At 32.5% G+C, this 19914-nt stretch carries 22 protein-coding genes; 7 read left to right on the plus strand and 15 right to left on the minus strand.

The genetic code is table 11. The features are described 5' to 3' along the window. Genes WH52_RS13785 through WH52_RS13805 form a run of 5 tightly spaced genes read right to left on the minus strand, consistent with a single transcriptional unit; the run spans position 1 to position 2828 of the window. Positions 1-654 carry an AAA family ATPase gene (locus WH52_RS13785; protein WP_086031548.1) on the minus strand — a complete coding sequence of 218 codons (654 nt, stop codon included), beginning with the start codon at positions 652-654 and terminating at the stop codon, positions 1-3. Beyond that, positions 618-1322: a nicotinamide riboside transporter PnuC gene (gene pnuC / locus WH52_RS13790; RefSeq protein ID WP_086031549.1), complete on the minus strand. Its 705-nt coding sequence runs from the start codon at positions 1320-1322 to the stop codon at positions 618-620. Before pnuC ends, WH52_RS13785 begins: the two co-directional genes overlap by 37 nt. Next, a complete protein-coding gene (locus WH52_RS13795) occupies positions 1306-1566 on the minus strand; it encodes a hypothetical protein (protein ID WP_086031550.1) in 261 nt (86 codons plus the stop codon). The genes pnuC and WH52_RS13795 overlap by 17 nt, the downstream gene beginning before the upstream one ends. 46 nt (positions 1567-1612) lie before the next feature. Then, entirely contained in the window at positions 1613-2188 is a 576-nt protein-coding gene (locus tag WH52_RS13800) for a hypothetical protein (protein WP_086031551.1), read from the minus strand. 13 nt (positions 2189-2201) lie between these two features. Further along, positions 2202-2828: a 4'-phosphopantetheinyl transferase family protein gene (locus WH52_RS13805; protein ID WP_086031552.1), complete on the minus strand. Its 627-nt coding sequence runs from the start codon at positions 2826-2828 to the stop codon at positions 2202-2204. A 63-nt stretch (positions 2829-2891) separates the two neighbouring features. On the opposite strand from WH52_RS13805, the gene ahcY reads away from it, so the two are divergent. After that, complete coding sequence (gene ahcY, locus WH52_RS13810; RefSeq protein WP_086031553.1) at positions 2892-4208, plus strand: adenosylhomocysteinase; 1317 nt, start codon at positions 2892-2894, stop codon at positions 4206-4208. An 84-nt stretch (positions 4209-4292) separates the two neighbouring features. Here ahcY and WH52_RS13815 read toward each other — a convergent pair whose 3' ends face one another. The 10 genes from WH52_RS13815 to pabB all read right to left on the minus strand — a co-directional run bounded on the left by WH52_RS13815 (position 4293) and on the right by pabB (position 14811). Next, positions 4293-4799 carry a ferritin gene (locus WH52_RS13815; RefSeq protein WP_086031554.1) on the minus strand — a complete coding sequence of 169 codons (507 nt, stop codon included), beginning with the start codon at positions 4797-4799 and terminating at the stop codon, positions 4293-4295. Between the two features lie 101 nt (positions 4800-4900). Beyond that, the gene (locus tag WH52_RS13820) at positions 4901-5179 is read right to left on the minus strand and encodes a hypothetical protein (RefSeq protein WP_086031555.1); all 279 of its coding nucleotides are present in this window, start codon (positions 5177-5179) and stop codon (positions 4901-4903) included. Positions 5180-5281: 102 nt separating this feature from the next. Further along, positions 5282-6295 carry a TlpA disulfide reductase family protein gene (locus WH52_RS13825; RefSeq protein ID WP_086031556.1) on the minus strand — a complete coding sequence of 338 codons (1014 nt, stop codon included), beginning with the start codon at positions 6293-6295 and terminating at the stop codon, positions 5282-5284. Positions 6296-6371: 76 nt separating this feature from the next. Continuing rightward, positions 6372-7910, minus strand: a complete 1539-nt coding sequence (locus WH52_RS13830) for a YifB family Mg chelatase-like AAA ATPase (protein WP_086031557.1) — start codon at positions 7908-7910, stop codon at positions 6372-6374. Between the two features lie 39 nt (positions 7911-7949). After that, positions 7950-8537 (minus strand): DUF4126 domain-containing protein, encoded by a 588-nt coding sequence (locus WH52_RS13835; RefSeq protein WP_086031558.1) that lies wholly within the window; start codon positions 8535-8537, stop codon positions 7950-7952. Between the two features lie 79 nt (positions 8538-8616). Beyond that, positions 8617-10584, minus strand: coding sequence for a protein-disulfide reductase DsbD family protein (locus WH52_RS13840; RefSeq protein ID WP_086031559.1), 1968 nt, complete (start codon positions 10582-10584; stop codon positions 8617-8619). Positions 10585-10609: 25 nt separating this feature from the next. Continuing rightward, entirely contained in the window at positions 10610-11923 is a 1314-nt protein-coding gene (tilS, locus tag WH52_RS13845; RefSeq protein WP_086031560.1) for a tRNA lysidine(34) synthetase TilS, read from the minus strand. Positions 11924-11926: 3 nt separating this feature from the next. Next, complete coding sequence (locus WH52_RS13850; protein ID WP_086031561.1) at positions 11927-12760, minus strand: alpha/beta hydrolase; 834 nt, start codon at positions 12758-12760, stop codon at positions 11927-11929. After that, a complete protein-coding gene (locus WH52_RS13855) occupies positions 12760-13368 on the minus strand; it encodes a CPBP family intramembrane glutamic endopeptidase (protein WP_158091380.1) in 609 nt (202 codons plus the stop codon). The genes WH52_RS13850 and WH52_RS13855 overlap by 1 nt, the downstream gene beginning before the upstream one ends. A gap of 132 nt (positions 13369-13500) precedes the next feature. Continuing rightward, positions 13501-14811, minus strand: a complete 1311-nt coding sequence (gene pabB, locus WH52_RS13860; RefSeq protein ID WP_086031563.1) for an aminodeoxychorismate synthase component I — start codon at positions 14809-14811, stop codon at positions 13501-13503. 77 nt (positions 14812-14888) lie between these two features. On the opposite strand from pabB, the gene WH52_RS13865 reads away from it, so the two are divergent. The 6 genes from WH52_RS13865 to WH52_RS13890 are packed head-to-tail and all read left to right on the plus strand — an operon-like array spanning position 14889 to position 19799. Next, positions 14889-15992 (plus strand): DUF2891 domain-containing protein, encoded by a 1104-nt coding sequence (locus WH52_RS13865; RefSeq protein ID WP_086031564.1) that lies wholly within the window; start codon positions 14889-14891, stop codon positions 15990-15992. Beyond that, on the plus strand, positions 15989-17215 hold the full coding sequence (locus WH52_RS13870; protein ID WP_086031565.1) for an Nramp family divalent metal transporter: 1227 nt from the start codon (positions 15989-15991) through the stop codon (positions 17213-17215). The genes WH52_RS13865 and WH52_RS13870 overlap by 4 nt, the downstream gene beginning before the upstream one ends. Further along, a complete protein-coding gene (gene pxpA / locus WH52_RS13875) occupies positions 17205-17945 on the plus strand; it encodes a 5-oxoprolinase subunit PxpA (protein ID WP_086031566.1) in 741 nt (246 codons plus the stop codon). Before WH52_RS13870 ends, pxpA begins: the two co-directional genes overlap by 11 nt. After that, positions 17938-18657: a 5-oxoprolinase subunit PxpB gene (gene pxpB / locus WH52_RS13880; protein ID WP_086031567.1), complete on the plus strand. Its 720-nt coding sequence runs from the start codon at positions 17938-17940 to the stop codon at positions 18655-18657. Before pxpA ends, pxpB begins: the two co-directional genes overlap by 8 nt. Beyond that, complete coding sequence (locus tag WH52_RS13885) at positions 18650-19495, plus strand: 5-oxoprolinase subunit C family protein (protein ID WP_086031568.1); 846 nt, start codon at positions 18650-18652, stop codon at positions 19493-19495. The genes pxpB and WH52_RS13885 overlap by 8 nt, the downstream gene beginning before the upstream one ends. 28 nt (positions 19496-19523) lie before the next feature. Then, on the plus strand, positions 19524-19799 hold the full coding sequence (locus tag WH52_RS13890; protein WP_086031569.1) for a hypothetical protein: 276 nt from the start codon (positions 19524-19526) through the stop codon (positions 19797-19799). Positions 19800-19914 lie beyond the last annotated feature (115 nt).

The raw sequence follows: 19914 nt of genomic DNA on the forward strand, positions 1-19914 counted from the left end.
TTAGCTTGGTAGGTTAGTTATGTCGGTACTTTGATGAAGAAAATGCATATCTAAATCTGTTAGAGTATCTGAAAAAGAATATAGGTTGTCTTTTTTAGAGAGCAATCCATCAATGACTGCTACGGCTTTTTTTAAACGAGTTTCTTTATCACCTTTTAATAAAACGTACGGACGCTTATATTTCATCAACGCATTTTCAAAAGCGTTGAACATTTCTAATCGTTGCTCGGGGCGATCACGTAAATCGTCGGCTTCCCAAGGAGTGTCGATATAAGTTAGAAAATAAATGTCATATGAATTTTCTAAAGCGGCTTCGTCTAGTAATGGATCTACAAACCCACCATAATATTCTTCAGAATATACTTTAGTTTCTAGTAAATCGGTATCACAGATTAAAACCTTATCAGCTTTTTTAGCTAAATTATTTTCGAGTTGCATTTGTCCTTCAGCAATAGGAATTAAATCATCTTGCTCACAAGTTTTTCGTTCGTTATTCCATTTGTCTTGTAAATACTCACGTGCATATTCTGGTGCCCAAACTGTATTGTAATGACGCGCTAATTGACCAGATAAAGTAGTTTTTCCTGTACTTTCTGGTCCAAATAAAACAACTTTTACTAAGTTAATTGGTTGTTGTTTAAGCTTTTTTTCCATTGATAAAACCCTTGAATTGCTAAGACTAAAAATACAAAATATTGAACTCCTGTAAAACCTAAACCTTTCACAAAATATAACGGAATAGAAATTATATTACCAAAAATCCACAATAACCAATGTTCAATTTTTTTATTAGCCATCAACCACATTGCTGCAAAGAAAATTCCTGTAGTAAATGTGTCTAAAAACGGAGTCGCTTTTCTGAATTTTTCTAAACTACCAGAAGTTAAATTATTGAAGGCATACGAAATGCTATCTGTAAGGTTAAGTGTATTTGGCATTACATTATATTTTCTATAAACGAAAACTACAAACGCAGCTGTGAATATAAAAATTCCGAAAGCTTTTAATTTATCTGTAGTAGAGCTCTTCGTGATTTTTATGTGATCTTTCTGGTCGTCTAATTTACTCCACATGTACCAGCCATAAATACTCATTGCGGTATAGTAAATGTTTACTAACATATCGCCATATAGTACAAATTTATAGCAGATGTATACATAGATTGCGGTACTAACAATTCCTGTTGGATATACAGCAATTTTCTCTTTTTTGGCATACCAAACACTTAAAATCCCGAATATAGCAGCAAAAGCTTCTAAAAGTATTTGAAACGTTGATGCGTCTTTATAAGGTGCTAGAAAGAAATCAAAAATTTGGCTCATAATCGCTACGGTCAGTTTTTACAATTTTCATTAATAAGATTCCGTTATCTATCAGTTCAAATGAGTTCTTTAATTCAATAGTAATGAGTTGCATTACTGTATCGTAATCACCATATACTTGTGTGCTTAATGGATTTTCAAGAATGGTTAACCCGGAAGTTCTTAACTTTTTTATAAAATCGATAGTTGGTGCTTCAAATTCGTTTTGAAGTGGAGTTAATGTTAACTCAACAGATATTTTCATTTTTTTCTTTTAAAAAAAGCAAATATAGAAAGGTTTATAATTAAAATTATGATATCCAAGCTGCTTCAATTTTTTCAAATTCCCAGTTGTTATTTGATTTTTTGAATAATAAAACATATCCACCTCCACTTAAGTAGCTTGTTTTAGGATGTTTATTACTTACAATCCAAGTGTTGTTAATTTTAATTGTGGCTTTGTTTTCTTCAATTTTGATAAGCTTAAAAGACAGGTGTAGGAAATTTTCCCAAGTTTTATTGGCTATTTTTTGTAGTTCTTTTTGTGTTTTTAAACAAAAGGATACGTTATTAATACTGTTAGGGACTTCGTTTGGTTTTAAGTTTTTTGCATCTTTTTTCCAATCAGATATTGTTGGATAATGTTTTTTAGTATCATGATATTCACTTGCAACATAAATTCGATGTTTTTTCCATAGTAAGCGATAATCAGGAATGTCCTTTTGGGTAACAACAGCTCTTTTTAAAGATTTATACACTAATTCTTTTAGGTCTGAATCAATTATAAATTCGTTAGAAGAACAATTAAAATGTTTGTCTTTGATGTATAGTGGTCTTGAGCAATTTATCAATAGCAATAAAATCAATAAAAAAGATGTCTTTTTCATAGCTTAAAAATGTTTAACTCGCATATACACAAGTAAAACCTTCCGTTTCTAAAAAGTGAATATCATACTCTGAAGTTTGCCCTTCGTATAATATTTTACCAGTAGTTTTATTGGTTTCAAAAGAAAAGTCTTCAATATAAATATTCTCTAAGAACAATAGTTTTTTCTTTCCGTAGATTTTATATAAACTTTCTTTTGCTCCCCAAACAATAGTAAGCTTGCTAACTAGTGCGTCGTGATTTGCAATCGATTTATATTCTTCAATAGGAGTAAATTTATGGGCAATTTTTACAATTTTATCACGCTGTTTTTCAATGTCAATTCCTACAGGTTTTTCAGGAGAAATAATAATTCCAGAGAAAGTAAAGGAATGCGTTATCGAAATAAAATTACCATCTTTTAAGTGAGGTTTTCCAAATTCGTCATATACTAAGTCAGCATCAGTATACCCAACTTCTTTTAATAAATGTCGTACACTTAAAAAGCCTCTTCGGTGCAAATCAGACTTCATGTTATTCAATCGATTAGCACTATTTTGGGTAAGCTCAATTTCCTCCGCAAGATCTTCAAAAGACTCTTCAATCTTCCAAATCAATACTTTAGAAGTATCATTTACCGTTAATGTTTTGTGAATAGGCATATTTTAGAAAGTTATTTCGTAATTTTGCAACTCAAAAATTTAGATATATAAATATACAAAAATATGAGCACAAAAACCGCTACTTATGTTCCTTACAAAGTTAAAGATATTTCTTTAGCTGATTGGGGAAGAAAAGAAATTGAATTAGCAGAGGCAGAAATGCCTGGATTAATGAGTTTACGTGAAGAGTATAAAGATGAGCAACCTTTAAAAGGAGCTAGAATTGCAGGATGTTTACACATGACGATTCAAACTGCGGTTTTAATTGAAACTTTACAAGCTTTAGGAGCTGAGGTTACTTGGAGTTCTTGTAATATTTTCTCTACTCAAGATCAAGCTGCTGCTGCAATTGCTGCTGCTGGTACTCCAGTATATGCTTGGAAAGGGATGAACGAAGAAGAGTTTGATTGGTGTATCGAGCAAACTTTATTCTTTGGCGAAGATCGTAAGCCGTTAAACATGATTTTAGATGATGGTGGAGATTTAACAAACATGGTGTTAGATAAGTACCCAGAGTTAGCTGAAGGAATCAACGGGTTATCAGAAGAAACTACAACAGGAGTACACCGTTTATACGAAAGAGTAAAGAACGGAACATTACCAATGCCAGCAATTAACGTAAACGATTCTGTTACAAAATCGAAGTTTGATAACAAATACGGATGTAAAGAATCTGCAGTTGATGCTATTCGTCGTGCTACTGATGTAATGTTAGCAGGTAAGAGAGTTGTAGTTTGTGGATATGGAGATGTTGGTAAAGGTACAGCTGCTTCTTTCCGTGGAGCTGGTTCTATTGTTACTGTTACTGAAATTGACCCAATTTGTGCGTTACAAGCTGCAATGGACGGTTTTGAAGTAAAGAAATTAGAAACGGTTGTTGGAAATGCTGATATCGTAATTACTACTACAGGAAACAAAGACATCGTTCGTGGTGAGCACTTCGAAGCAATGAAAGATAAGACAATCGTTTGTAACATTGGTCACTTCGATAATGAAATCGATATGGCGTGGTTAAACGACAAGTATGGAAGTACGAAAGTAGAAATTAAGCCACAAGTTGATAAGTATAACTTAAACGGAACTGATATCATCGTATTAGCAGAAGGACGTTTAGTAAACTTAGGATGTGCTACGGGGCACCCAAGTTTTGTAATGTCTAATTCATTTACAAATCAAACATTAGCACAGATTGAATTATGGAACAATGCTGATGCGTATAAGAATGATGTGTATATGCTGCCAAAGCATTTAGATGAGAAAGTAGCAAAATTACACTTAGCTAAGATTGGTGTTGAGTTAACAGAATTACGTCAAGATCAAGCTGAATATATTGGAGTAACTGTGGAAGGGCCTTATAAACCAGAACACTATAGATACTAGTAAAAAGATTATTAGAATCAATATATATATATAAAATCCCGCAACTTAGTTGCGGGATTTTTTGTTAGTTTTTGTTTTAATATATTATTCCGTAGGAATACGTTCGTCAATCATTTTTAAAGGCATATCATCCATTAGGTCGATCATGTCTAAAATGTCTCTTACTTTTTCCTCCTCTTCAGCTTGTTCAGTAACAAACCATTGTAAGAAAATTTCTGAAGTAAAGTCACTTGTTTTTCTTGCTGTTTTAAATACATTATGAATTGCCTTTGTTACTTCTATTTCTGCATCTAAAGAAGCTTCAAATACAGCACGTAAACTTTCGTATTCATGAGGAACTTCAGCTACTGTTGGAGATAATGCGCTTCCGCCATTATCGTTAACGAACTTAAAGATTTTCATCATATGTGTTCTTTCCTCCTCTGCTTGATTGTAAAAATAAGTAGCACTATTTCTTAATTCTCTTTGATCACACCATGAAGCCATTGCCAAATATTTAGAAGAAGCCTTTTGTTCCATCATTATTTGATGGTTTAATAAATCCACCACTTCTACATCCAAAATCATATCTCTTCTTATTGCTGTTTCCATACTGTTTTTAATCTTTAGGTTAACAGTATAAAGTTACGTAATAAAGTTTCTAAAAAGAGCTGTAAATGTAATTTAAAAGTAGTCTTAGTAAAGAGGTTAGATTACCTAAAAATAGGAAGAACAGTAGCTCTTAATTCAAGAATTTGAGGAACATCTAGATACAGAAGATGTTTATTATCCGCTACCCAAAGAAGTATAAAGTTATCTTCCTCTATAATAGCTTCTAAAGATTCATAAGAAGAATAATGAAGAATTTTTTTACGAAAGGCTAATAATTGACAAAAAGTAAAGTCAATTACTTTGTAACCTAAATCTAGTTGATAGCAATTTCTACGACCAGAAGATATTTTATAGGATGTTTCTTTTACTAGAAAATTCATTCTGCAAAGATATTTATTTTTAATGAATCTAAACAAGATTAGTCTAACTAAAAAATCCCACAACTAAGTTGCAGGATTTTTTATGTCTAAAATTTAATTCGTTTAAATATCTAACGAATTAAACAATTCTACTAATTTTGGATTAGAAGGTCTTGGAGCATCTGGAGTTACAATATTTCCATTAGGATCAATTAATATAAATCTTGGAATTCCGTTAATTAAATAATCTTTAACAAACTTAGAGTTCCAATCGTTATCAGCAAATAATTGAACACCTCCTAATTCTTTATCTGCTACCATTTTTTTCCATGCTTCGTGCGCATTTTTCTTATCTACAGAAATGCTTACAAATTCAATGTTTTTATCATGGAATTGCTTTTCTACTTTCTTTAAAGATGGAATTTCATTTTTACATGGTTGACACCAAGTAGCCCAAACATCTACATAAACATATTTACCTTTTAAATCATCTAAAGAAGTAGTTCCTCCTTTGTGATTTTCATAGTTTTCGAATTTTGGTGATGGAGTTCCTTTAGCTAATTTAGTAGCAAGATACATTTTTTGCTCACGCATTTTACCTAATTGCATTTGCATCATCTCAATACTTTTCTTTTGATTAGAAACAAAAGCACTGTCTAAATCTCCAGTAAGTCTTTTGTTGTAATCATCAGAAAGCTCTTTCATTTTAGCTTCATACTCTTCTTTAGGAGAAGTTAATAAACCATTTAAGTCTTTAAAGAATTCTTCTTGAACTAAAGCAGATTTTTTTAAGAAGTTGCTTTCAGCTACACCAGAGCCAGTAAATGTTACAGTTTCATCAAATTCTTTAGTATCAAGAGTAACGTTGATATCTGCTCCATTTTTCAAGAATACTTGTGTTTGTTCTGTACCATCAAAAAGAATAAAAACACCTGGTTTTACTTTTAATGTATCGCTAAAAGTTCCTTGCTCATCTAGCTTTAAAACTTTTTTATATCGAGTCTGTGGGTTAACAACTACTAAAGAATCAGAATTCATGTTTGTTATTTTACCCGATAAAGTAACGTAATCTTTAGGTTCGTTTTTACAAGCAATTATAGCTAACGATGCTACTGCTGCGTAAAGTATTTTTTTCATTGTGTTTTTGAATTAGTCTTAAAGTTGACTAAAGTACTAAATAAAAAGGGAAAAAGATGTTATTTTAATACTAAGCTTATGCTAACCAACCTTCTCGGTCTAAACTTCTGTATTGAATAGCTTCTGCTATATGATTAGAGTTAATGCTTTTTGAATTGTTTAAATCTGCTATAGTACGAGATACTTTTAAAATTCTGTCGTATGCTCTTGCAGAAAGATTAAGTTTTTCCATAGCATTTTTTAGTAGTGTTTTACTTTCTTCTGAAAGTGTACAAAATGTTCTAATGTGCTTCACATTCATTTGAGCGTTATAATGAATAGAATCATATTCTTTAAAACGTTCTGTTTGAAGTTCTCTAGCTTTTGTTACCCGATTTCGTATTGAAACACTACTTTCTCCTTTTCTGTCTTCAGAAAGCTTTTCAAAAGGAACAGGAGTCACTTCTATATGAATATCTATTCTATCTAATAACGGACCAGAAATTTTACTTAAATAACGTTGCATTTCAGCAGGTGAAGAAGTTACTGGTGAATCAGCATCGTTAAAATATCCAGACGGACTTGGATTCATACTAGCAACCAACATAAAACTACTAGGGTAAGTGACCGTAAATTTTGCTCTTGATATGGTAACTTCTCTGTCTTCTATAGGTTGTCGCATAACCTCTAAAGTACTACGCTTAAATTCTGGTAGTTCATCTAAAAATAATACTCCATTATGCGCTAATGAAATCTCCCCAGGTTGCGGTAAGTTATTTCCGCCACCAATTAGTGAAATATCTGAACATGTGTGATGTGGGCTTCTAAATGGGCGTTGATACATTAAGCCAGTATCTTTAACCTTACCAACTACAGAATGTATTTTGGTTGTTTCAAGGGCTTCTTTCAATGTCATTGGAGGAAGAATTGAAGGAAGTCGTTTAGCCAGCATTGTTTTTCCTGCTCCAGGTGGACCAATAAGAATAATGTTATGTCCGCCAGCTGCTGCAATTTCCATACAACGCTTAATAGATTCTTGACCTTTTACATCGGCAAAATCAAATTCAGGAAAATCAACATTTTTATAAAACTCTGCTCGTGTATCTACTATGGTAGGTTTCAGTAGTTCTTTTTCATCAAAATGATTGATAACCTCCATAATATTATCTACACCTAAAACTTGCAAATCATTTACAATTGCTGCTTCTTTTGCATTTTCCTTCGGAAGAATAAAATATTTAAATCCTTCTTCTCGAGCTTTTATGGCAATTGGTAAAGCTCCTTTTATGGGGTGTAAACCCCCATCTAAAGAAAGTTCTCCCATAATAATATACTCTTCAATGTTTTTAGATTGAATTTGATTTGATGCAGCAAGTATGCCAATTGCTAAGGTTAAATCATAGGAAGCTCCTTCTTTTCGAATATCGGCAGGAGCCATATTAATAATAATTTTCTTTCCTGGGAGTTTGTAGCCATTATTACTTAAAGCAGCAGAAATTCGATAGGAACTTTCTTTAACGGCATTATCAGGCAAACCAACCAAATGATAACCAATTCCTTTATCAATATTTACTTCAACAGTAATTGTAGTTGCCTCGACACCAAACACGGCAGAACCATAAGTTTTAGTAAGCATATCTTTCTCTTTCTGTTAAAGATAAAGAAAAAGTTTTTGTTAATTATTGTTAGCGAGTGGTTTAGGTTTAGTTGTGAAGATTTTTTTATACAATTTTCGAATAACGAAAAAGAAAAGAATCACTAAAGCAATCGCTATAACAGGAATAAATATTGAAAAAATAGACATTACTATAGATGACCCTGTTTCTACAGTTGAAACAATAGGATTTGCAATACCACCAGTAGTTGCAGTAGATGTTAAACGTGTACTTGCTGAGGTTCCTTTAATAGCAGTTGCAGTTCCGCCTCCAGCAATAATGGCCAGTGACCAAGTGATTATTGGAGATAAATCTGCTGCAGTCGAAACCATTACAGCTGTTCCTGCCACAGCAGCCAATGGAATTGCTATTGTGTCTAATAAATTATCAAACCAAGGAATATAATACGCAAAAATTTCTGCAATGGTTGCAATTCCTAAAGTGATGATGGCTGGCATGCTTGCAACCCACATCCAATTTTCATTCAATAGAATTATATTATAATAGCCTGCTAAACTTAAAGCAAACAAAGGAACAAATACCCTAAAGCCTACAGAAGCGGCTAAACCAATTCCTAAAAAGATGCTCATTATAGTTTCTGGAGTCATAGTATTTATTTTTGAAATGAAGATACAAAAAAAGCCTCATTAAAAAATGAGGCTAATCTATGTGTGATGTTTATTTATATTAGTTGTTAAAACGGTCGAAACCAGTTTTTAACCAATTTAAATACGTACTATGATCTGTGTATTGTTGCGCAGAATTTAAGATTTCTAAATCTGGACTCATTAATACATAGTATGGTTGAGAAGCGTTTTTAAAGTTAGCAACCTGTAAAGTAGCCCACTTATCACCATAAGTTCTAATTCTTTTTACCTTACCATTTGCTTTGATGAAATCAAACTGCTCTTCAACTGGTAATTGTTTTTGGTGGTCATCTACGTATAAAGAAATTAATACATACTTGTCATTAATCATGTTATACACATCTGGTTGACTCCAAATAGTTTCTTCCATTTTACGACAGTTAACACAAGCCCAACCTGTAAAGTCTAATAAAATTGGTTTATTAACCGATTTTGCATAGGCAACTCCTTCTTCAAAATCTTTAAAGCAGTTTAAGTTTAAAGGACACATATTGTCTTGTTGATAGATACTATGGAATTTAGGAGGAGCAAATCCACTTAATAATTGATTTTGATTCCATGCTGGTTTTTGCATAACTCCAGGAGCTAAGTACACAGCAACACCTAATGCAGCAATTCCTAATAAAATTCTAAAGAACGAAATTTTTCCATACTTCTTTCCGATAAAACCGAATAAGTATAATGCCATTAAGAAAGCGATTAAAGCCCAAATTCCGATGAAAATTTCACGCTTTAAAATTCCCCAGTGACCAACTAAATCAGCATTCGATAAGAATTTGAAAGCAAAAGCTAATTCTAAGAAACCTAAAACAACTTTTACAGTATTTAACCATCCTCCAGATTTTGGTAAAGAATTTAACCAACCTGGGAACATTGCAAATAATGCAAATGGTAATGCTAATGCAGCTCCGAATCCAATCATACCTGCAGATAATTGCATTGCACCTCCTGTAGAAGTTAATGAACCTGCTAATAAAGATCCTAAAATTGGACCCGTACAAGAGAATGATACGATAGCTAACGTTAATGCCATAAAGAATGTTCCGATGAATCCTCCAATACCTGAAGCGCTATCAGCTTTATTACTCCAAGAGCTTGGTAATGTTAACTCATAGAAACCAAAGAACGAACCAGCAAAGATTAATAATACTACAAAGAAGAAGATGTTTAACCATACGTTTGTAGAAATGTTGTTTAAAATTTCTGGATCTAAAGTATCTAAATAGTGGAATGGTAAACTTAATAATCCGTAGATTAAAACGATAAAGAAACCATATAATAAGGCACTACCTATACCTCCACTTTTCTTTTCTGATTTTTTAGTAAAGAATGATACTGTTAAAGGTACCATTGGGAAAACACATGGTGTTAAAAATGCTAATAAACCTCCAACAAACCCAAGTATAAAGATGTTTAATAAGCTTTTTTCTTCTCCTTCATTTTCGCCACCTACATCTGTAGAGCTTTTTAAAAGGATTGTGTTTTTTAAATCTAAGTTTAAAGTTTGAGATAAGTTTTGACTTTTCTCATCTACTTCTGCAACAGTGTGTTCTACAGTTTCACCATTTAATGAGAAAGAGAAATCTTCGTCAAATGGTAAACAGTATTCTTTACATACTTGAGCATCTAAGTTAAGAATAACCTTAGTTAAGCTAGGATCAGATACAGTAATTCTTTGAACAAGTTTAGCCTCGTCTACAAAGAAAATTTCGTCTTTACCCCAAATTTCACTGAATTCAGTTTCAGTTTCACTTTCAGTTGCTTTTCCGCTTACTGCAAAACCAGTTTCACCTTCGGCAGGAGAAATTGTCATTGGTAAAGAAGCATCTTCTGGATTGAATTGAGAATACAAGTGCCAATCTTCGGCAATTTGGATGTTAAAAATTAAATCGTATTCTGTGTCAGAGATTTTCTCGGTAGTAGTTTCTACTACGATAGGGTTGTCATCTGACTGTGCATAAGTTACTAAACCTATGAACAATAAAAATAACGTAAAGAATTTTTTCATTCTGTAGTGGTTTATAGGGGTTTGTTTATATACTTATTTGAATTAACTCGGTTGTTTTGCTATGGGGTAAGAATCGATTATCTTGTCTTTTGCCTACTACCCAAATTATTTTATCATCACTCGTGCAAAGCAACCAAATATTTTGTTTTTCAAAAATTGGTATTTTTTCGTCTTTAAAATATTTACTTAACTTTTTTTTACCCTTCATTCCTGCTGGGTAAAAGTAATCGCCAGTCCTCCATTTTCGCAAATAGAGTGGGAAATTTAGCGATTTTTTATCAACATAAATAATGTTTTTATTTAAAACTGATTTTTTAAGAACGTGTTCAAAACTCAACTGAATGGGTTTTGTGATTTTTTTAACTTCCGAGTCAATAATAATCTGCGTATCTTGACGTTCGGAAATTTTTCCAGTGCGTAAAAGTAATAAAAAATCTCTGTCTTTCAACAATATGTGATTTTTTGTTGCAATTTGCTTGCCCGATTGAGCTGTTAAAAGCTTATAAACATCCGTCCACTCTGTAAAATCATAACTTTTTAAGATTTGATATAAATAAGCTTTTGGGTTCGATAATTGCTTAATTTTTTCAATATCAAACCTTAAGTAGTCATCTTTTCTACTACAAATTTCTACTTTTAGTGCTTCAACTTTATCATCAACAATTTGTTGCGCTTGTGTTAAAAAGGTTGAGGTTTTGTTAAAAGAATGAATAAAATTAGGATTTATTTCTTTTAAAATAGGTGTTAGTTGATGTCTAATTTTATTTCGTAAATATTTGGTGTCTGCATTACTTTTATCTTCACTCCAAGTAATATTGTTTTCAATAGCATATTGCTCAATTTCTTCTCTTGAAAAAGGCAAGAGAGGTCGGATAATATTGTTGTTTATTGAAGGGATTCCAGTAAGACCTTCTAATCCAGTACCTCGAGATAGGTTGATGAAAAAAGTTTCTAAATTATCATCAGCATGATGTGCTGTGGCAATAAAGTTATAAGAATGCGTGTTGGCTAATTCTTGAAACCAATTGTAACGCAAATCTCTTGCTGCTATTTGAATAGATGTTTTATTTTTTGTTGCATACTCTTGAGTATTGAAGCTTTTAGTATGCGTAAGAATACCTAAGTCTTTAGCTAAGTTGGTCACAAAAACTTCATCTTGATCGCTGTCTTCGTCTCGTAATTTAAAGTTACAATGTGCAAAACTAACATCCAGTTGGACTTGATCAAATAAATGTGCTAAGACCACACTATCTATTCCACCAGAAATGGCTATTAGGATTTTTTTTCCTAAAATAAAAGGAAACTCTTGTTCAATATGTTGTTGAAAACGAGCTAACACTATTTATGAAACTTTGGAATTTAACCAAGTAATTATATCATTTAGCATTTCATCTTTACAAAAATCGTTGTGCAATTCGTGATAACCTTCAGGATATAATTTTAACTCTGAACTGGTTGAATTCTTATGAAAAGCTTCTGTTCCTTTGTAATCAATAATTTTATCATCTGTTCCGTGTAATAGAAGCATTGGTGTTTTTAATTTTGTAGCATTTTCAATAGCCCATTTTCCTGTGTTGATAATAGTAATACCATAATTCGGACTAATTTTATCGTGAACCAAAGGATCGTTTTCATAAGCTGTTACTTCTTCTGGTATTCTAGAAATATGACTTGTTTCTAATTCACTTGGTAAGGTAACGGATGGAGTTATTTTTTGTAGGATTTTACCTGCAGTTAATTTCCAAGCAGGTGGTTGAAAGGCTAATTGTAAAAACGGACTTGTAGCGATGACTCCTTTTAAATCGTGTTCTTTTCTTAGTGTATAATTAATTACTACGTTGCCCCCCATAGAATGACCATATAAAAAAACAGGAAGTTTAGGATGCAATTCTTTAGCTTTGTTAATAGCCTTATCTACGCTTTCTAAGAGAGCTTCAAAACTTGGGTTATGCCCTTTTTTACCAGTTGTTTTTCCATGACCAAATTGATCGTAAGCAACCACGGTATAATTGTTTTTCACGAGTTCTTCAGCAACATGCTGATACCTTCCTAAATGTTCACCCATTCCATGAACCAAAACTATTACAGCTTTTACTTGAGCTAAATTTTCTGGTTGCCAATATTGACCATAAAAATCAGTTTTATATTGATGAAATGTGAAATTTTGTTGATTCATTAGTTAATAAACATTTTAAAAATTTGTATAGTAGTATTGTATAAATTATGCCCTAATATAGCAAATAAAAGACTACCAGTTTTATGAGTTATATATCCTTGAAGAAAACCTGTTAGAAAAGTAATACAAAAGTAGTAACTGTTAAATGTTAATTTAAACCCATCTTTTAAGTATAAGGAATGTATTAAACCAAATAAAATAGAAGTGATTAGTATACTTGGGCTTATTTTAAATTTTTTATAACTGATATGTGGAACTAGAATTTGAGATAGTAGTCCTAACATTATTCCTCGATATGCCAATTCTTCATCTAAACCAGGCATAGTTAACTGATAAGACAGTATTTCTAAATTTAATGAAGAGGGTTTAGCCTTTAGACTGAGTAATGAAGCAAATATTACTAATAAAAGAATGGAAACTATTCCAGTTTTTAAAGAGCCTTTATTTTGTTTAAAGTTGATGTAGTAATCTCTTAAATAATATTTTTTATAAAAAATTAAAAAGAAAACAGATAAGGATATTGAAAATAGCTTACCAGTCCAATTCATTTTACCTCCTATAAAATTTAATGAAGAAAACTCAAGAGGTAATATCAAAACGGTTTGCATTAAAATAAAGTAAATACAAAAAAGAAATAATATTGTTTTATTTTCTCTAGATTTATCTTTAAGTGTTAGATAACAAATCGGAAAAATAATAAGTATGTATAAGAACTGAGTTAAAACTCTTTCTAGCATTTTTTACTTATTTGTTAAAACGTATTTCATGGCTTTTGCTTTTAAAAGACATTCTTCATATTCTTTTTCTGGAGTAGATTTAGCGGTAATGGCACCTCCTACAGAATAGGAAACATATTTTTCTTCGGCATTGTATAAAATACTTCTGATAATTACATTGAAATCAAAGTCACCTTCTGGAGTAAAATAGCCCATGGTTCCAGAATATAAACCACGTTTGGTTTCTTCTAGTTTTTCAATGATTAGCATAGCAGAAATTTTTGGTGCACCAGTCATACTTCCCATAGGAAATGTATCTTTAATTATATCAACAGGATGCGTGGTATTTTCAATTTCTGAAACTACGGTTGAGATTAATTGATGTACTTGTTTAAAAGAGTATACTTTACACAACTCTTCTACCTGTACACTTCCTTTTTTGGCAGTTCTTGATAAATCGTTACGAACCAAATCAACAATCATAATATTTTCAGAACGTTCCTTTTCATCTCTTGCCAAATCAAAGGCAATTTTTTCATCTTCGATAGGATTTACCAATCGTTTAGCGGTTCCCTTAATTGGTTGAGATATAATTTTGTTGCCTTGTTTTCTGATATAACGTTCTGGAGTTGCTGAAAGTAAATAATGATCTTCATTTTTAAAGAACGTTGCAAAAGGAGGTTCTGATATTTTATTTAAATGCTGATAGATTTTAAACGGATTTATAACCGTATTCTCTGCATAAAACTCTTGACAAAAGTTTGCTTCGTAAATATCGCCTCTATGAATATGTTCTAAAACCTTCCCAACTTTCTCATAGTATTCATCTTTATGAATACGAAGCTTGATTTTTACCTCATCTGTTTCTTCTTGATGATATTGTTGAATATTCGGATTGGTTTCAATAATATCTTCAAAATCTTCCTCCAATTCATCATCAATCATTTGTAAGTAATGAAACTCAACCGTATTTCCTTTAATGAAAATTAATTTTTGAGGTTGGAAGAAATATAAATCCGGAAAATGAAGTCCGTCAAAATTATGAGAGCTTAGTTTTTCGGTATCATTTTTAACATCGTAACTTATATAGCCGAAAATATAATCTTTTGTAAAAGATTGGTATTCTTTCAACTTATCAAATGCATTGTGATAATCTGTTTTTATAGAAGTAAACTCATCTAAAGCAACGGCACACTGAAACGAAGAATATTCTTGCTTATAATTGTTAGAATCTAACCAAACAATAGTTTCATATTGTTGAGCCCAAGCAAAAAGTTTCTCTTGAAACACCTGAATATCGTCAACCGAAAAGTTACGCTGTGTTCTTTTTGACATGCGACAAAAATAGAAAATGAAGAGAATATTCCTGTTTTCTTTTGTTACTTTTATAAAAATTTAAGGATTCAAAAGGTATGAGAAAAATATCTCTAGCACTATTAATTTGTTTAGGAGTGGCTTGTAAACAAGCTGATACTAAAAGTAATGAAACTAAAGAAGTACAAGAAGTAGCAGCCCCTGAGTTAAACTTAGCACAGGCAAATAAACTAGCTTATTTACCCATACATTGTATTAATGTAGAATATCCGAATAAGCTAAATCAGGTAATTGGAGGTGCTGAAGACTTACAATCACCTAAAGAATTACACCCTGCTTTTTATGGGTGTTTCGATTGGCATTCTTCTGTTCACGGACATTGGAGTTTGGTTTCTTTACTAAAACAATTTCCTAATTTGAATGATGCTGCATCTATTAAGCAACAATTACTGGCAAATATTTCAAAAGAAAATATCGAAAAAGAAGTAGTGTATTTTCATGGCAAGCATAATAAATCTTGGGAAAGAACCTATGGATGGGCTTGGTTGTTAAAATTAGCAGAAGAATTACATACTTGGAACGATCCAGTTGCAAAACAATTAGAAGAGAACCTACAACCTTTAACCGATTTAATTGTGGGTAAATACATGGAGTTTTTACCAAAACTAAAATATCCAATTAGAGTAGGAGAGCATACCAATACGGCATTCGGATTAACCTTTGCATGGGATTATGCCAATACAGTTGGAAATGACAAATTAAAAGATCTGATTAAAAAGAGAGCAAGAGATTTTTACTTAAAAGATGCACATTGCCCATTGTCATGGGAACCAAGTGGATACGATTTCTTATCGCCATGTTTACAAGAAGCAGCCATCATGAAACGTATTATGTCGCCAGCAGAATTTAGATTGTGGTTTGCAGATTTCCTTCCGCAGTTAAAAAACAAAGATTTTACTTTAAATGTAGGAGAGGTGTCTGATAGAAAAGATGGGAAGTTGGTACATTTAGATGGAGTAAATTTTTCTAGAGCTTGGGCATTGTACAGAATTATTGATGGTATGCCAGAGTTGAAACATTTAAAAAATATTGCGAACAAACATATCAATTATTCATTGCCAAATTTAGTAGGAGATAGTTATGAAGGCGGACATTGGTTAGGGAGTTTTGCTATCTATGCCTTAAACGCTACGAAAAAATGATCAAAAAATGGTTTAAAAACATAGGTCCAGGAACTTTAGTAGCGGCAGCCTTTATTGGTCCAGGAACAGTAACTTTATGTACACTGGCAGGCGTAAATTTTGGAATGAATCTGCTATGGGCAATGCTTCTATCAATCATTGCCACTATTGTATTACAAGAAATGGCAGCACGATTAGGAATTATTTCTCAAAAAGGATTGTCGGAAGTAATTCGAGAAGAAATAAAATCGCCATTTTTTAGGCAGTTTATCACGGTTTTGATTCTTTCAGCGATTGTAATAGGAAACGCTTCGTATGAAGCAGGAAATATTAGTGGAGGAATTTTAGGACTAGAAACCGTATTTGGAAGCTGGTCAATTTCCTTCGGAAGTTTTACCGTGAATGTAATGAGTTTGGTTATTGGAATTATTGCATTTGCCCTGTTGTATATTGGGAATTATAAGTTTTTAGAAAGAGCTTTGGTAGCATTAGTGTTACTAATGAGTGTTTCTTTTCTAATTACAGCTATTGTTACCAAACCCAATTTATTGGAGGTTTTTAAAGGAATGTTCATACCTAAGTTTCCAGAAAAAAGTTTGTTAACCATTATTGGATTGATCGGAACTACAGTAGTACCTTATAATTTATTTTTACATGCCTCTTTGGTAAAAGAGAAATGGAAAACATCTGATGATTTATCACTAGCCAAAAAAGACACCATTATTTCGATTGTATTAGGCGGATTGGTTTCTATGGCTATTATCATTTCAGCAGCAGCAATCAATTCTTCAGAAATTAATAATGCAGCCGATTTAGCCAAAGGGCTAGAGCCTTTGTATGGAAGTTTCTCGAAATACTTTTTAGCGTTAGGGTTGTTTGCCGCAGGAATTACCTCGGCAATTACTGCACCTTTAGCAGCGGCTTATGTTGCCAAAGGGTGCTTAGGGTGGAAAGATGGATTAAAATCAAAACGTTTTCGTGCGGTATGGATAATCATTTTAGCAATTGGAGTAGTGTTCTCTTCTATAGGAATTAAACCGATTGAGATTATCAAGTTTGCCCAAGTAGCAAATGGAATGTTACTGCCTGTAGTAGCTGGAATTTTGTTGTGGATTATGAATAAGAAATCGGTATTAGGAAACTATAGCAATACCAAATTGCAGAACTTTATTGGTTTGTTCATTTTAACTATGAGTATATTCTTAGGATTGAAAAGTATTTTAAAAGTATTTAATGTATTCTAAATATACTATAGATATCAATTGTGATGTAGGAGAAGGTGTTGGAAATGAAGCATCGTTAATGCCCTATATTTCTTCTTGTAATATCGCTTGTGGAGCACATGCTGGAAGTGTAGCTGTTATGGATGAAGTGATTGGTTTAGCAGTAGAATATAACGTGAAAATTGGTGCTCATCCTTCTTTCCCAGACAGAGAAAATTTTGGGAGATTGGTAATGGATATTGCTCCAGAAGCTTTACAAAAAAGTATCGAAGAACAAATACTGTTAATAAAAGAAAGAACCGATATTCAGGGAGCAACCTTACATCATATAAAACCACATGGAGCTTTGTACAATTTGATAACTAAAGACAAAGAGATGGCACAATTGGTCATACGAGCAATTCAAAACACCTGTCCGAACCTGTTTTTATATGTTCCTTATAATTCTGTGATTGCTGAAGAAGCTTTGAAAAGTAATTTACAAATACAATATGAAGCTTTTGCCGATAGAAATTACAATGAAGACTTAACCTTGGTTTCGAGAAGTCAAGAAAATGCTTTAATTACCAATAAAGAAGAAGTATTTACCCATATAAAAAGAATGATTGTAGCACAACAAGTACAAACGGTTGGAGGAGTTAAGCATATTACGGCGGATACAATTTGTGTACATGGAGATACTGAGAATGCTGTGGAGCTAGTAGTTTATATTTTCGAAAAATTGATTGAAAATAAGATACCCATTGCTTAAAATACCAACATATAAACTATTTGGAGAGCGTACTGTTTTAATAGAATGGGAAGCTGTAATGTCGGAAACGATCATACAAGACATTACTCGATTTGAACAGTTGGTACAGATGAAAAAATCTGAAGTGATTGAAGACAGTGTTATTGGTTACCATTCTTTATTGTTGATATATAAAGAAGTTCCCAAAGAAGAAGAAATAGAATCACTTCAAGAATTGTATGAAAACAACAAAGCTTCTATAAAAGTTGAAAGTACCTTATGGGAAGTTCCAGTCTGCTACGATGCTCAATTAGGTGTTGATTTAGAAGAATTAGCCCAAGGGTTACAATTATCACCTCAAGAAATTATACAAAAACACAGCAATGCTGTATATGGTGTGTACTTTATTGGCTTTTTACCCGGCTTTCTATATTTAGGCGGTTTAGAAAAATGTTTGCATTTCCCTAGAAAAGCAACTCCAAGATTACAAGTGCCTAAAGGATCAGTTGCTATAGGAGGAAGTCAAACAGGTATTTATCCACAGCAAAGTGCTGGAGGATGGAATATTATTGGTAGCACGCCTATTTCTTTGTTCAATGTGAATAAAAAAACACCCTGTTTTGCCAAATCAGGAGATAAAATTCAGTTTGTACCCATTAACCTTTCAGCATACAAAAAGATAATTTCACAAAAAGATAACTATGAACCCATAAAAAAAGTACGCTATGATTAAAGTACTGAATCCGGGAATTTATAGTACAGTACAAGATGGGGGAAGAAAAGGCTATCGAAAAATAGGAGTTCCTGTTTCAGGAGCAATGGATGCCTTTGCCGCACAATTAGCCAATCAGTTATTGCATAATCAAGAAGATGCGGCTGTTATTGAAGTCACCTTTGGAGGCTGTAAGCTAGAATTTCTAACGGATAGCTTTGTGTGTATTACTGGTGCTGACTTTTCTCCCAAACTGAACGATGTACCTATTCAATTAAACTCGTTGCAAAAAGTTGTCAAAGGAACTGTATTGTCTTTTGGGAGAAGAAACTATGGTGTACGTACTTATATAGGAGTTTTAGGAGGTATACAAACTAAAGAATTCTTAAATAGCCAAAGCTATTATAAAGGAGTTACTCCTGAATTTATCATCCAAAAAGGAGCTATGTTACCTATTGTAAGTTCCAAAAATAGCTTTCAACCAAGTTTGGCGAAAGTGAAAGTGAATGAATCACATTTTACTTCAGAAGATATTCTGTGTTTTAAAGGACCTGAATTTGACTTACTATCTCCAGACCAAATTTCACTTCTACAAAAAACTTTATTTAGCATTTCTCAAGACAATAGTCGTATGGGCTACCGATTGAATGAAGTTATACCCAATACTTTTGACTCAATGTTTACTTCGGGAGTATTACCTGGTACTGTGCAACTCACACCTTCTGGAAAATTAATTGTGTTAATGCGCGACTGTCAGGTTACAGGAGGCTATCCTCGAGTACTACAACTTTCTGAACATGCTATAAATATCCTAGCCCAAAAAACTACAGGGGATAAGATGAGGTTTGTGTTTGAATAAAAAGGAATAATTTGTTTTAATGATATAGATGATAAGAAAAATTGCACTTTTAGGATTAACCTTTTTATTAGCTGGTTGTTTTCCAATTGAGACAAAGGATGCTGAACAAGCTTATGAGTATTGGTCTGGAACGAAACCTCCAAGAGAAATAGAGTTGTTGAAGGGAGAGTATTATCAGTCACCTCACTTTTCTCTAGAGTATGAATTGTTTTTGAAGTTCAGGTCTGATAAAAGATGGTTTGATGAACTTGTACAGTATAATAATCTTGAAATAGATACTGTAGGCAATAATTGGAATGCTTAGGGTAGATTACCTGAATGGTTTAAGTATAACGATGATTATATTATTTATACAAGAGATCAGGATGATGAGTTTGAACGTTCGAGATATTTAAGGAATTCAAGAACTGGAATAAGTT

This window comes from Tenacibaculum holothuriorum (assembly GCF_002120225.1).
Classification (GTDB): domain Bacteria; phylum Bacteroidota; class Bacteroidia; order Flavobacteriales; family Flavobacteriaceae; genus Polaribacter; species Polaribacter holothuriorum.